The organism is Agrobacterium sp. RAC06, assembly GCF_001713475.1.
GTDB lineage: Bacteria > Pseudomonadota > Alphaproteobacteria > Rhizobiales > Rhizobiaceae > Allorhizobium.
The window spans coordinates 747828-762474 of sequence record NZ_CP016499.1; the positions used below are offsets into that span (position 1 = coordinate 747828).

At 61.8% G+C, this 14647-nt stretch carries 12 protein-coding genes; 7 read left to right on the forward strand and 5 right to left on the reverse strand.

Annotated features, from left to right (window positions below):
• Window positions 1-19 precede the first annotated feature (19 nt).
• Window positions 20-736, forward strand: coding sequence for a transcriptional repressor LexA (lexA, locus tag BSY240_RS03450; RefSeq protein ID WP_054148058.1), 717 nt, complete (start codon window positions 20-22; stop codon window positions 734-736).
• Here the strand turns inward: lexA and BSY240_RS03455 are convergent.
• Window positions 730-3102: a ComEC/Rec2 family competence protein gene (locus tag BSY240_RS03455; RefSeq protein ID WP_069041426.1), complete on the reverse strand. Its 2373-nt coding sequence runs from the start codon at window positions 3100-3102 to the stop codon at window positions 730-732. The genes lexA and BSY240_RS03455 overlap by 7 nt on opposite strands.
• A 361-nt stretch (window positions 3103-3463) precedes the next feature.
• Here BSY240_RS03455 and gltA point away from each other — a divergent pair, with 361 nt between their 5' ends.
• From gltA to BSY240_RS03485, 6 genes are all read left to right on the forward strand, one after another.
• Complete coding sequence (gene gltA / locus BSY240_RS03460; RefSeq protein WP_054148057.1) at window positions 3464-4753, forward strand: citrate synthase; 1290 nt, start codon at window positions 3464-3466, stop codon at window positions 4751-4753.
• Between the two features lie 220 nt (window positions 4754-4973).
• On the forward strand, window positions 4974-6863 hold the full coding sequence (locus BSY240_RS03465) for a peptidylprolyl isomerase (RefSeq protein ID WP_069041427.1): 1890 nt from the start codon (window positions 4974-4976) through the stop codon (window positions 6861-6863).
• 25 nt (window positions 6864-6888) lie between these two features.
• Window positions 6889-7911, forward strand: coding sequence for an anthranilate phosphoribosyltransferase (gene trpD, locus BSY240_RS03470; RefSeq protein ID WP_069041428.1), 1023 nt, complete (start codon window positions 6889-6891; stop codon window positions 7909-7911).
• A 10-nt stretch (window positions 7912-7921) separates the two neighbouring features.
• Entirely contained in the window at window positions 7922-8737 is an 816-nt protein-coding gene (trpC, locus tag BSY240_RS03475; protein ID WP_054148054.1) for an indole-3-glycerol phosphate synthase TrpC, read from the forward strand.
• Window positions 8734-9231 (forward strand): cyclic pyranopterin monophosphate synthase MoaC, encoded by a 498-nt coding sequence (gene moaC, locus BSY240_RS03480; protein ID WP_069041429.1) that lies wholly within the window; start codon window positions 8734-8736, stop codon window positions 9229-9231. The genes trpC and moaC overlap by 4 nt, the downstream gene beginning before the upstream one ends.
• Complete coding sequence (locus BSY240_RS03485) at window positions 9231-10445, forward strand: molybdopterin molybdotransferase MoeA (protein WP_069041430.1); 1215 nt, start codon at window positions 9231-9233, stop codon at window positions 10443-10445. Before moaC ends, BSY240_RS03485 begins: the two co-directional genes overlap by 1 nt.
• 87 nt (window positions 10446-10532) lie before the next feature.
• Here the strand turns inward: BSY240_RS03485 and BSY240_RS03490 are convergent, their stop codons facing one another.
• The 4 genes from BSY240_RS03490 to BSY240_RS03505 form a co-directional block, all read right to left on the reverse strand.
• Window positions 10533-12170, reverse strand: a complete 1638-nt coding sequence (locus tag BSY240_RS03490; RefSeq protein WP_082347556.1) for a CTP synthase — start codon at window positions 12168-12170, stop codon at window positions 10533-10535.
• Window positions 12171-12303: 133 nt separating this feature from the next.
• On the reverse strand, window positions 12304-12684 hold the full coding sequence (secG, locus tag BSY240_RS03495) for a preprotein translocase subunit SecG (RefSeq protein ID WP_054148050.1): 381 nt from the start codon (window positions 12682-12684) through the stop codon (window positions 12304-12306).
• A gap of 108 nt (window positions 12685-12792) precedes the next feature.
• Window positions 12793-13563 carry a triose-phosphate isomerase gene (gene tpiA / locus BSY240_RS03500; protein ID WP_069041431.1) on the reverse strand — a complete coding sequence of 257 codons (771 nt, stop codon included), beginning with the start codon at window positions 13561-13563 and terminating at the stop codon, window positions 12793-12795.
• Between the two features lie 143 nt (window positions 13564-13706).
• Window positions 13707-14588, reverse strand: coding sequence for an alpha/beta fold hydrolase (locus tag BSY240_RS03505; protein WP_150127392.1), 882 nt, complete (start codon window positions 14586-14588; stop codon window positions 13707-13709).
• Between the last annotated feature and the right edge of the window lie 59 nt (window positions 14589-14647).

Sequence of the window (14647 nt, forward strand, 5' to 3'; positions counted from 1 at the left end):
CACCTCGGGGGCACCGCATATGCTGACGCGCAAGCAACAGGAACTGCTTCTCTTCATCCATGAACGGATGAAGGAATCGGGTGTCCCGCCGTCCTTCGACGAGATGAAGGATGCGCTGGACCTCGCATCGAAATCCGGGATCCATCGCCTGATCACGGCGCTCGAGGAACGCGGCTTCATCCGACGCTTGCCGAACCGGGCTCGTGCACTGGAGGTCATCAAGCTTCCGGAAGCCTATTCGCCAAGCATCCAGCCGCGCCGCGGCTTTGCGCCGAGCGTGATCGAGGGCAGCCTCGGCAAGACGCCGCCGGCGCCAGCACTGACAAAGCCGCCCGTCGAAGACAACGGCTCGTCCGTCTCGGTTCCGGTCATGGGCCGAATCGCAGCCGGTGTGCCAATTTCAGCCATTCAGAACAACACTCACGACATCACGGTACCGGCGGAGATGATCGGCGCGGGCGATCACTACGCGCTTGAGGTCAAGGGCGATTCGATGATTGAGGCCGGTATTCTTGACGGCGATACGGTCATCATCCGCAATGCCTCGAACGCCAATCCCGGTGACATCATCGTGGCGCTCGTCGACGACGAGGAGGCGACACTCAAACGCTTCCGCCGCCGCGGCGCATCGATTGCGCTGGAGGCCGCCAATCCGGCCTACGAAACCCGCATCTTCCCGCCGGATCGCGTCAAGATCCAGGGCAAGCTGGTGGGCCTCATTCGCCGCTATCACTGATCGGGCTCCGGCCTCGGTCGGACGTTCCTAGTCGGACCCGCAAATTCATGCGTGTTATCGGAAAGGCCGCTGCGCCAGTCGTAGAGACGGTGCGCCGTCCAGGGTCTTGAGGGTCCGTCGAGCGCTGACCTGACCGTCATGGCTTGTGAGGTGGTGGCTAGGCCCGCGACCTCGAGGGAGCCGGTTGCGCGCTGGCTCGCCTCGGAAATCAGGAGCGCGCCAGAGCGGCAGGTTTTGACGCGCGTGCGCGCCGACAGAACCACGATATCAGCGCGGTCGCAGGCTGCGCCGATGAGGTCCGGGCGTTCCAGCGTCAGCAGCGTGTTGCCGTTCTCCAGTCTGATGGCACAGGCCTGCTTTACGCAGGTGAACTGTTCTCTCCCGGCGGCCTTAAGTAGGCTATCAAATACAGCGTCTGCGAGTTTGCGCTGCTCCTCCGACAGGGTTTGGCCAGTACGCCATTCTGGCGCTGGCGGCAGGGGGGCGGTCTCGAGCATCAGCGGGCGCCTTGGTTCATCGATGCCGAGCACGGGTCGCCATTGATCGAAGATGAAGGCGGGCGGGCGGGCTCGGTTGATTGCAATGATGGACGTGTCGTCATTTGCGACCCGAATCGCGACCAACCGAGCGTCCTCGCTGATCATCAGGTCGCCACCCGGGGGTCGTGGAGCAAGGAAGGCAGCAGCGAGCGTTGCGACGATGAGAGCCGTGCCGACATGCCTGATCGGGGTTCTGAGTAGCATCAGCAAGAGCATGCCGGCGATTGCGCCGGGCATGAACCATGCCGGCAGACGCGGGAAGACGTAACCGCTGCCCCAGCCGGAGACGGTGTGAGCGACAATGAGCACCATTTCCAGGCCCTGGCCCATGATCCAGAAGAACGGCGCGTCGAGGCCAAATGGCATGAGCAGCATGGCAATGAAGCCGGACGGCATCACGACCAGCGAGATCAGCGGCATGGCGGCGAGGTTTGCCTCCAGTCCATGGGTCGACAGCCGCTGGAAATGGCTGATGGCAAAGACTGCGGTCGAGACCCCGCCGATGAAGGAGGTCGCCAGTGTACCACCGACGAAAATGGCAAACCCGGCCACAATCCGCATGGCAAGCGATCGGGCCCTAGGCAGGATCGCGCGCGGTCGCGCCCGCCACCCGGCGTAACCGGCAATCAGGGCTGCAGTCGCCGCGAAAGACATCTGGAAACTCGGCCCCATGACGGTCGAGGGCTGGACCGCGAGGATCGCGGTGGCCGCAAGCGCGAGATTGTGGAGGCTGACAGCCGGGCGGTCGAAGAGGACGGCGCCGAGCATGACCGCCGTCATCAGATAGGCCCGCAGCGCCGAGACCTGGTAGCCGGAAATGAGCACATAGCCGGTCGTCGCCAGAAGCGCGCCGGCGGCCGCGATCTTCTTTACCGGATAACGGTGGGCAAAGGTCGGCATTAGGCTCAGAAGCCCTCGCAATCCGACAAAGAAGATGCCGGCGGCAAGCGCCATGTTGAGGCCCGAGATCGCGGTGATATGGGCGAGGCCCGAGACGCGCAGCGCCTCCGTCGCCTCTTCCGACATCGATCGGCGTTCGCCGGTAATGATCGCAGCGGCGAAGGCGCCGGGATCTCCGGGCAGTATGCTGCGAATGCGGTTTGAGATGCGATCCCGGAGCGAGAACAGGGACGCGTCGAAGCGCGCCCACAGACCCTTTTCCTCCCATGAAGCGGAGGTTTTGGCCTGGGGCGGACCGAGGAAGAAGCCGACAGCGCCGATGCCGGCGAAGTAGCTTTGGAAGCTAAAGTCGTTCAATCCCGGCAAAGCCGGACCTGACGGTGGTGACAGACGGGCGCGGCCGCTCAATTGCTCGCCGATGGCAGCTGGCACATGCTGGCTTCGGGCAAGGAGGGACACGCGTCCCGGCGACCGGCGGATGCTCGGCTCTGCGGTCTGAATCACGCGTAACACGTAACGCCATTCACCGCCCGCCCCCTGCTCCCGTCGCTCGACGACCCCGGTGACCGTGGTGACGAGCGGCTGATCGAGGATCACGGTGGACGCTCGCCGTGTTTCCCATTCGGCCATCAGCATGCCGAGAAGGATCAGGCACAAACTCCACAGGACCACATGCGCCACGGTGTCGCGCATCGCCCGCAAAAGTGCAAAAGCCAGGCAAGCAAGGAGCAGTCCGAGGACGATGGCCGGCGGTGGTTGCCCGACGGAAAACCAGATTGCAGCACCCGCGCCGAGCCAGACAGGCACGAAGAGGAAAAAATGCCCGTGCCGACTTTCGTCTGAGACGTACTGTCGAACCTGCCTGAGAATGCGATGCAAAACAGCGCGAGCGGCGACAGCACGGCCGATCGTCGTCAAACCTGGCATTGCGCGTTTTTCGAGTGGTCGAGGCAAGTCTCGCCGGCCCGGTATACCACCGGACCGGAGGTGCCCTTCCCCCTGTATTTCCGCTACTTCCCCCATCAGCCACACCCGGCCGGATCTACCCCATCTGCAGACAGAATAAGCGAAAACCGTCAGCAATCAATGCGTGTAACGAATCGGGTTTTCGCAGCCTATCCGGGCTTCAAACGATTAGAACCGTTCGGTTCGATTGTTGCTGTTTTCGCGACGCACAATTTGCCCTTTGGATAGCTTGGCATTAACTTCGGTATCATATAGCTACATCACACGCTTAACCGATGGCGGCTTTTTCAAGACGCCTTCCCGCCAATTCCGGAGGATCAGCATGACGGACAAAAGCGCTTCTTTGAAACTCGGTGACAAGACGGTCGACCTGAGCGTCAAGGCCGGCACGATCGGCCCAGATGTCATCGACATCGGCGCCCTTTACAAGCACACGGGTACGTTCACCTACGATCCGGGCTTTACGTCCACGGCATCCTGCGAATCCAAGATCACCTATATCGACGGCGACGAAGGCACGCTGCTGCATCGCGGCTACCCGATCGAACAGCTTGCTGAAAAGGGCGACTTCCTCGAGGTCTGCTACCTGCTGCTCTACGGCGAACTGCCGACGGCTGCGCAGAAGAAGGACTTCGACTATCGCGTGACGCACCACACCATGGTGCACGAGCAGATGAGCAAGTTCTTCTCCGGCTATCGCCGTGACGCCCATCCGATGGCGGTCATGGTCGGTACGGTCGGCGCGCTCTCCGCCTTCTATCACGACTCGACCGACATCACCGATCCGCATCAGCGCATGGTCGCCTCGCTGCGCATGATCGCCAAGATGCCGACGATCGCGGCCATGGCCTACAAGTATCACGTCGGCCAGCCCTTCGTTTACCCGAAGAACGATCTCGATTACGCGTCGAACTTCCTTCGCATGTGCTTTGCCGTGCCCTGTGAAGAGTATCAGGTGAACCCGGTTCTGGCGCGCGCCATGGACCGCATCTTCATCCTGCATGCCGATCACGAGCAGAACGCCTCGACATCGACCGTGCGTCTCGCCGGCTCTTCAGGCGCCAATCCGTTCGCCTGCATCGCAGCCGGTATCGCGTGCCTTTGGGGCCCTGCCCATGGCGGCGCCAACGAGGCTGCCCTCAACATGCTGCAGGAAATCGGCTCGGTCGACCGCATTCCGGAATACATCGCCAAGGCCAAGGACAAGAACGATCCGTTCCGTCTGATGGGCTTCGGCCACCGGGTCTACAAGAACTACGACCCGCGCGCCAAGATCATGCAGAAGACCATGTACGAGGTCCTCGAAGCGACCGGCCATGCCGACGATCCGCTGATGAAGGTGGCACTCGAGCTCGAGAAGATCGCTCTCAACGACCCCTACTTCATCGACAAGAAGCTCTACCCGAACGTCGACTTCTATTCGGGCATCACGCTGCGTGCGCTCGGCTTCCCGACGACCATGTTCACCGTTCTCTTCGCGCTTGCCCGCACCGTCGGCTGGATCGCGCAGTGGAACGAGATGATCGAGGATCCGCAGCAGCGCATCGGCCGTCCGCGTCAGCTGTATACCGGTGAGCCGAAGCGCGATTACAAGGCGCTCTCGGAGCGCTGAGACATTCGTCTATCTTGAAGTATCGAGAAGGCCGGCTTTGTCCGGCCTTCTTTCGTTTTGACGAGGGCCGATTGCGTCCCGGATCGCAGGCAACAATCAAACTCCCCGTGATGGTCGCGCATTTCGCCGTCGGATGCCTTCAATTCCCCGGAGCTTTGTTCTAAGGAAGTCAACCTGCTTCGTCCCGGACGAAGATTTACAATGAGGTTTATGCGTCCCGATGCTCGTCTTCTTGAGAAAAGCTTCCCAAACCCTGTTTGCCAAGATCTTGCTTCTCCTGCTCGTCCTCTCCTTCGGCGTCTGGGGTGTGTCAGCCTCGCTGTTCAGCAATACGTCCGACACCGTCGTCGCCGTTGGTGACCAGTCAGTGTCGTCTGCCGACTTCGCCTTCGCCTATCAGCGGCAGGTGACGGACATGAGCAACCGGTTCGGGATGCAGCTGACGACCGAACAGGCGCGCGCCTTCGGTATCGAATCCCAGGTGTTCTCGCAGCTTGCCGCAGGTGCTGCGCTGGACCAGTTGGCCGCAGACATGAACCTCGGCCTGTCTCAGGACCGCCTGGCGCAGCTGATTGCCGATGATCCGGCCTTCAAGAACTCTGGCGGAAATTTCGATCGTGCGCTCTTCTCCTCGCGGCTGCGCAATGCAGGTCTTCGCGAAGACGACTATATCGAGGAGCGCTCTAAGGTCGCCATCCGCAGCCAGATCGTCGACGCGACCGCTGACGGCTTCGTGGCGCCGAAGGTGTTGATCGACGCGATCAAGGCCTATCGCTACGAAAACCGCGACATCAATTACATCCTGCTGACCAACGCCAACATCGAGCTCATCAAGGCACCCGATGATGCGACCCTGGCAGCCTGGTTCGAGACGACGAAGTCCGGTTACCGCGCACCGGAATATCGCAGCTTCAACTATGTTAAGCTGGAACCCTCCGACATTGCCGACACGGCCTCCATCACCGACGAACAGATCCGCGAAGACTACGAGCGCCGCAAAGCTTCCTACGAGATCGCCGGGACACGCACGATCGAGCAGTTGAGTTTCGAAAACCGCGAAATGGCGGAAGCAGCGCTTGAAGAACTGCAGAAGGGCACGAGCTTCGACCAGCTTGTCACGGATCAGGGCAAGACTGCCGGCGACGTGCTGCTCGGCGACTTCACCCGCGATCGCCTGCCTGATCCGACCCTTGCCGAGGCAGCCTTTGCCGTGACGGCCGAGGGCGGCACGACTGGTGTCGTCGACGGTGCGTTCGGCCCGGTCATCCTGCGCGTCACCAACATCAAGGAAGGCCGCACACAGAGCCTCGAGGAGGTTAAGGAAGAGATCCGCGAAGCGCTGGCCGAACAGGCCGCGATCGCCGACCTCACGGCTGTCCACGACCAGTTCGAAGATCTGCGGGCCGGCGGCTCGACGCTCAAGGAAGCAGCCGACCAATTGCAGCTTCAGACAGTGACTGTCACCGATATCGACCGCCGCGGGCTCGACAGTCGCGAGACGGAAGTTGCCGGTATCCCTGAACGGGACAAACTGCTCGCAGACGTTTTCAGTACCGAAATCGGTGTCGAAGCCTTGCCTGTCACCATGGGCAGCAACGGCTTCATCTGGTTCGATGTCACCGACATCAAGGCGGAGCGCGAGCGCGAACTGGCCGAAGTGCGCGAGAAGGCCATCGCCGACTGGACCGCAGAACAGCAGCGCATCGCGCTCGGTGCGAAGGCGGAGAGCCTGCGCCAGCGGATCGCAGACGGCGGCAATCTGGAAGAGGTCGCGGCCGAACTGGCGCTTGCAGTTGAAAGCAAGGCCGGCATCACCCGCCGCACCGAAGACGCAGTTCTTGGCGCAACGGCGATCACTGCCGCCTTCTCTGGCCCGCAGGGCACGGTCGCGACTGCCTCTGGTGCCGATCCCTCCACACAGATCCTGCTGACGGTCACGGCCGTTCGCGACCAGCCTACGGGCGGCGTGCCGCTCAATGAGGACGAGCAGATCGCTCAGGTCGCGAACTCCGCAGGCGACGACATCCTCGACCAGATGGTGGGTCAGCTGCAGTCGGAATATGGCGTGACGATCAATCAGGCGCTGGCCCAGCAGGCCATCGTCCGATAACCGTCGGCCAAAGGGGGAGTTGCAAATGTCCGGATTGAAGCCCTTCATCGCCAAGATCGCAACGCGCCAGCCGCTTTCGCGGCAGGAGGCGAGCGACGCCTTCGAAATTCTGATGTCGGGCGAAGCCAGCATGGCGCAGGTCGGCGGCTTCCTGATGGGGCTTCGGGTCCGCGGCGAAACCGTCGACGAAATTGCCGGTGCCGTATCGATCATGCGCCAGAAGATGGTGCCGGTCGATGCTCCCGAAGATGCCATTGACATCGTCGGCACGGGCGGTGACGGGACCAACACCTACAACATCTCGACGCTGGCCGCCCTGATCGTTGCAGGCGCGGGTGTCCCGGTTGCGAAGCATGGCAATCGGGCGCTGAGCTCGAAGTCAGGCACGGCCGATGCGCTGTCGCAGCTTGGCGTCAAGCTCGATATCGAACCGGACATGATCTCGCGCTGCATCCGCGAGGCAGGGATCGGCTTCATGTTTGCGCAGCTGCATCATCCGGCCATGCGGCATGTGGGCCCCGCCCGCGTGGAACTCGGGGCACGGACCATCTTCAACATCGTAGGGCCGCTTTCGAGCCCTGCCCGCGTCAAGAAGCAACTCTTCGGCGTCTACTCGCCGGAATGGCTCGTTCCCGGGGCGGAAGCCTTGCGCGATCTCGGCCTCACCAGTGCCTGGGTCGTGCATGGCAGTGGGCTCGACGAAATCACCACCACCGGCCCGAGCCAGGTGGCCGAGCTGAAGGACGGCGAAATCCGGACCTTCGAGCTGACACCGGACGATTTTGGCGTGGAAACCGTTTCTCTCGATGCGATCAGGGGTGGCGATGGAACTGTCAACGCAGCTGCACTGCGCGACGTGCTGGGTGGCGCCAAGACTGCCTATCGCGACGTGGCACTCTGCAATGCCGCAGCCTCGCTGATCGTTGCTGGCAAGGCCAAGGACGTGACCGAGGGCATGCATCTCGCCAGCCAGTCGCTGGACACCAGCAGTGCAGCACGGGCACTCGATACGCTGATCGCCATTTCCAATTCTGCCGCTCAAGAGTAAACTTCAGACCATGACCGATATCCTGAAGCGCATCGAAACCTACAAGCGGGAAGAAATCGCGGCCGCCAAGGCTGCCGTCTCGCTGTCGGAACTCATGGACCGGATCGCGAGCCAAGACGCGCCGCGCGGCTTTTACCGTTCGCTTCTCAGCGCTCGGGACGAAGGCCGGTTCGGCCTCATCGCCGAGATCAAGAAGGCGAGCCCCTCCAAGGGTCTCATCCGCCCCGATTTCGATCCGCCTGCATTGGCGGCAGCCTACGAAGCTGGTGGAGCCGCATGCCTGTCCGTGCTCACGGATATGCCGAGCTTTCAAGGGGCGCCCGAATACCTGACGGCCGCTCGCAAGGCCTGCTCGCTGCCGGCGCTGCGCAAGGATTTCATGTTCGACGCCTATCAGGTCTACGAGGCCCGTGCCTGGGGCGGCGACTGCATCCTGCTGATCATGGCCTCGCTGTCTGATACAGAGGCCGCGGAACTGGAAAGCGTCGCCTTCGACCTCGGCATGGATGTACTGATCGAAGTCCACGATGCCGAGGAAATGGAACGTGCGCTGAAACTCAAGTCGCCTCTCGTCGGCATCAACAACCGCAATCTGCGGACCTTCGACGTCAGCCTCACGGTCAGCGAAGACCTTGCTGCCATGGTGCCGCCCGATCGGCTCCTGGTCGGCGAGAGCGGCATCTTCACCTATGAAGACTGCCAGCGGCTGCAGAAGTCGGGTATCACGACTTTCCTCGTCGGGGAGAGCCTGATGCGCAAGGACGATGTTGCCGAGGCAACACACATGCTTTTGACCGGCAAGACCGGCGCGCTGGCTGCGGAATGACGGCCGCCGCCGGTGGTCTCACCCATATCGGCGCCTCCGGCGAGGCGCATATGGTGGACGTCTCGGCCAAGGATGACACGGTTCGAATCGCGGTCGCCGAAGGCTTCGTGAAGATGAAGCCGGAGACGCTTTCAACGATACGCGAGGGCAATGCCAAGAAGGGCGATGTGATCGGCACCGCCCGCATTGCTGGCATCATGGCGGCCAAACAGACGAGCAATCTCATTCCGCTTTGTCATCCGCTGATGCTATCCAAGGTGACTGTCGATATCGAGGAGGACTCGAATCTGCCGGGCCTGCGCGTCGCGGCGACCGTCAAGCTGACCGGCAAGACCGGAGTCGAGATGGAGGCGTTAACCGCCGTTTCCGTGACATGCCTGACGATCTACGACATGGCCAAGGCCGTGGACAAGACGATGGAAATCGGTGGGATCCGCGTGATGGAAAAGAGCGGCGGCAAATCGGGCGATTTTCGCCACCCGGAGCGGAGCTGATGTCGCTGCTGCCGGTCGAGGAAGCGCTCTCGCGGCTTCTGGCCGCAGCGCGACCTATAACCGATACACAGCAGGTTTCGCTGCATGAGGCCAATGGTCGGGTGCTTGCGGCCGATCTGACGGCCCGCCTCACCCAGCCCCCCTTCGATGCCTCGGCCATGGACGGCTATGCGCTGCGCGCTGCAGACGCCACCCAAGTCGGGTCCATCCTCACGGTCATCGGCGAATCGGCAGCCGGGCATGGATACTCTGGAACCGTCGCTTCAGGCGAAGCCGTGCGCATCTTTACCGGGGCCCCCGTCCCTGCTGCTGCCGACAGTATTCTTCTTCAGGAGGATGCCGAAAAGCTTGAGGGCGGTCGCATCCGAAGCAATTTCGCCGTGACCAAAGGGCGACATATCAGACCACGTGGACAGGATTTTGCCGAGGGTGACGTCGCGCTGTCTGCGGGCCTAAGCCTCGATTTCAGCCATCTGACGCTCGCGGCTGCGATGAACCATGCGACGCTTCCCGTCTTTCGTCGCCCGCGCGTCGCAATCCTTGCCACGGGTGACGAACTGGTGTCTCCGGGGACGTCCCCCGCCCAAAGCCAGATCATCGGCTCCAACACGTTTGGCATTGCTGCACTTGCCCGCGACAATGGCGCCGAGGTCATCGATCTCGGCATCGTCGCCGACAACCGGGGCCTGTTGCTTGAGGCGATCGAGCGAGCGCGCGCCAGCGGTGTCGATGTCCTCGTCACCCTGGGAGGGGCCTCAGTCGGCGATCATGACCTTGTGCAATCGACGCTCGTCTCCGCTGGCATGGAACTCAACTTCTGGCGGATCGCCATGCGGCCAGGCAAGCCGCTGATGGTCGGCCGGCTGGGCGCGATGCAGGTCCTGGGACTTCCCGGCAATCCGGTCTCCAGCCTCGTCTGTGGGCTTTTGTTTCTGGAGCCTCTGCTGTGCCATCTCGGACATCGGCAGTCCCCCCGGCGGATGGCCTCGGCGACGCTGCGCAATGCCCTGCCGGCCAATGACAAGCGGCAGGACTATGTGCGGGCGAAGCTAACAGACCGAGACGGTGAACTGCCTTTGGTCGAGAGCTTCGGCAAGCAGGACAGCTCGATGATGCGGATCTTCTCGCAGTCGGACTGTCTGATCGTAAGGCCACCGCATGCGGCGGCTGCTGAAGCGGGTGAGACTGTCCCGGTTATGCTGCTCCGACCCTGAGCGCAGCACACACCCCTCTAGAACGCGATTGAAAGCAGAAGACCCGGCACGAGGCCGGGTCTTTGCATTTGTTTATCGTCGGCCGCCTCAGACCAGTCGGCTCTGCTCCAGCGCCGCACCGATGAAGCTCGCAAACAGCGGATGCGGGTCAAGCGGGCGCGACTTCAGCTCCGGATGGTACTGAACGCCGATGAACCAGGGATGGTCAGGATATTCGACGGTTTCCGGCAGCAGGCCGTCCGGCGACATGCCGGAGAAGACCAGACCGCAGGCTTCCAGCCGGTCCTTGTAGTCGACATTGACTTCGTAGCGGTGGCGATGACGCTCGGAGATATCCTGGGAGCCATAGATCTCGGAGATCTTGGTGCCCTTCTTCAGCGAGGCCTTGTAGGCGCCGAGACGCATGGTCCCACCGAGATCACCGACAGCCGAACGTTTTTCGAGCTCGTTGCCCTTCATCCATTCGGTCATCAGGCCGACGACCGGCTCTTCGGTCTTGCCGAATTCGGTCGAGGACGCGTTCTCGATTCCGGCAAGATGACGGGCCGCTTCAACGACGGCCATCTGCATGCCGAAGCAGATACCGAAATAAGGCACCTTGCGCTCGCGGGCGAATTGGGCCGCGAGGATTTTGCCTTCCGAACCGCGCTCGCCGAAGCCGCCGGGCACGAGGATACCGTTGACCTTTTCAAGCCACGGCGACGGATCTTCCTTTTCGAAGATTTCCGACTCGATCCATTCGAGCTTCACCTTCACCCGGTTGGCGATGCCACCGTGATAAAGCGCTTCAATCAGCGACTTATACGCGTCCTTGAGGCCGGTATATTTTCCGACGATCGCGATCGTGACCTCGCCTTCCGGCGTGCGGATGCGGTTGCAGACCTCTTCCCAGGCATCCAGACGCGGCTTCGGCGCCGGTTCGATACCAAAGGCGGCCAAAACCTCGTTGTCGAGGCCTTCCTTGTGGTAGGCCATCGGGACATCATAGATGTTGGCGACGTCAAGCGCCTGGATCACGGCGCTTTCACGCACGTTGCAGAACAGCGACAGCTTGCGGCGCTCGGCCTGCGGGATCTCACGGTCGGCACGGACCAGCAGAATGTCCGGATGGATACCGAGCGCCTGCAGTTCCTTGACGGAATGCTGGGTCGGCTTGGTCTTCAGTTCGCCGGCCGCCGGAATGTAGGGCATCAGGGTCAGGTGGACATAGACGGCCGTGCCACGCGGCAGGTCGTTGCCGAGCTGGCGGATCGCTTCCATGAATGGCATGGCTTCTATGTCGCCGACGGTGCCACCGATCTCGCAGATGACGAAATCGTATTCGTCATTGCCTTCAATGACGAAATCCTTGATCTCGTTGGTGACGTGCGGAATGACCTGAACGGTTGCGCCGAGATAATCGCCGCGGCGTTCCTTGTCGATGATGTTCTTGTAAATGCGACCGGTGGTGATGTTGTCGGTCTTGGTGGCCGACCGCCCCGTGAAGCGCTCGTAGTGACCGAGATCGAGGTCGGTCTCGGCGCCGTCGTCGGTGACGAAGACTTCGCCGTGTTGAGTCGGGCTCATGGTGCCCGGGTCAACGTTCAAGTAGGGGTCCAGCTTGCGCAAACGTACGCGGTAACCGCGTGCCTGCAACAATGCTCCGAGTGCCGCGGCCGCAATTCCTTTGCCAAGAGAGGAAACCACGCCGCCAGTGATGAATACATATCGCGCCATGGGCTTCACCGGATACCGTTTCAGATTCGATTCCGCCAGCCCTAATCGGGTTTGTCCCACATTTTTCGTGGAAATGGCGGAATATGGACAAAAGAAAACCGGCGGACCCTGGAGCCCGCCGGAGTGATGGAAGTCGTTCCGATCAGTTGTTCGGAACGGCGTTGGGGTCTGCTGCAGGAGCTGCAGGTGCAGCAGGCGTCGGCTGAGCCGGTGCCGTGCCCGGAAGCTGGTCGAGCACACTGCCGCCGCCCTGGGTCGTACCGTTGCCCGCCGGGATGCGGTCGAGGATATCGGTCGGACGCGACTCATGGCGGGCCAGAATACCGAGCGCCAGCGAGATCACGAAGAACAGGGTCGCGAGGATCGCCGTGGTACGCGTCAGCGCATTGGCCGTGCCGCGTGCCGACATGAAGCCCGAGCCGCCGCCGATGCCGAGGCCACCGCCTTCGGAGCGCTGGATAAGGACGACGCCGATCAGGGCGACGACGACCATGAGATAGATAACGAGCAATACGGTCTGCATGGAATGTCCATCCTGCCCGATAAGGGCAAAATCAATGAGGTTGGCGGCTCTTTACATGAGAGGAACGGCCATTGAAAGCCCCTCTTCCGCATTTCGGGGCTTTGCCCCTCAGGCGGTGAGTTCCTCATAGATCTGGTATATGGCGAGGAAATCGGCTGCCTTCAAGCTCGCACCACCGATCAGGGCACCATCGACATTGTCGACCGCCATCAGTTCCTTGGCATTCGAAGGCTTGACCGAGCCGCCATAGAGAAGGCGCATCTTCTTGCCCACGTCGCCGAAGCGCTTGACCAGTTCGGCACGCAGGAAAGCATGCGCTTGCGCCACGTCCGCAACGGTCGGCGTCAGGCCGGTCCCGATCGCCCATACGGGCTCATAGGCGATAACGGTGCGTTCTGCCGTAGCGCCATCCGGGACGGAGCCGGCAAGCTGACGCTTTAGGATGTCGAGTGTCTGACCGGACTTGCGCTCGTCTGCCGTCTCGCCAATGCAGATCACGGCTGTCAGGTCCGCCGCATAGGCGGCTTCCGCCTTGGCGCGCACGAGATGATCGGTTTCGGCGTGGTCGGTGCGACGCTCGGAGTGGCCGACGATGACATGCGTGCCGAAGGAGTCAGCGATCATCTCGGCCGAGAGATCGCCCGTATGGGCCCCCGACGCATTCTGATGGCAATCCTGGGCGCCGATCTGCAGAGGACTGTCGGTGCACAGCGCGGTCGCGACATAAAGCAGCGTTGCCGGCGGGCAGATCAGGCATTCTACCTTCTCGGACAGCGGCCCCTGGACACCTTCAGCAATTGCCTTGATCTGATCGAGCGAGGCTCGTGTGCCATTCATTTTCCAATTGCCCGCAACAAGCGGGCGAACATCCGGTGTCATATCGTCTCAACCCCTATTTCGCTTGTGCGAAGTAGCAAATCTGAGCCCGAAAGGAAAGATTGCGCTATCCGATTGGCCCGTTTATCGGGCGACATGGTGAAAATGTGAACCTCGGCCGCCCGGATAACCGGCAGACCAACCCGTTACCGGATGAGCCAATTGAGGAGGGCACGCCAATCCGACATACGCACCGGCGTCCCGTGCGATCCGGTCTCGAACAGAGTGAAGCGTACCGGCTGACCCGCTGCGCGGAGCTTCCTGAAGATAGAAACCTGGCCTTCGGCCGCGTAGACACTGTCGCGGCTTCCATGGGTGAACCAGATCGGCAGCCTGGCCTTGGCTGCGGCACTCTTCGGGAGTGCCGGATCCGGCGCGCCGCCGAGGATCGCCATGCCTGAGAGCTTCGCTACGGTTGCCGGGTCCCGCGACAGGCCCGAGCAGATGAAGCTGCCCATGGATGCACAAGCCAGAACCACCGGCTTGCCACCGGATTGAGCCGAGGCGTAGGCAACAAGGGACGCGATCTCGCTGACGCCCTTGTCGTCGAAGCTTCTCACCGAAGGCGCGTAATAGGTGCCGCCGTTTTCGGCGGCGAGGTTCTTCAGGCGATTGAAATTGCCACCGAAGCTGATGTCGTTCAGCCCAAGGCGTCTGTCCCCGCCCCTGCCGTGAATGAAGATCACGGTGAAGGCCTGGCCCTGATCACGGCCGACCCGTCCGACCTCCATCGGCCCGGTCGGGAGCTGCAGTGTCTGGTTCTCCTGGACCCGTCGAACCTTCAGCGACACATAGCGATCCTTCACGCGACGCTCAGGGATACTGTCGCGGCCGTTGATGTCGCGCATCTCATCATAATCGATGCGGGTGAAATCGCCGCTGTCTCCAGTTTCCAGCACCGTCTGGCTCGAAAACAGCTCATCCTTGAATGGTGCGATGGTCTCGGCTCTGGCACTCGACAGGAACAGAAACGGAAAGAGAACGCAGGAAATCGCCGCAGTGCGGAAATGAGCTGTGGACATCTGCATGGAAGATGGGTTTCCTCTCGGCTCACGCTTGCCTTCGCGAAATGCGCCACGCAAAGCTG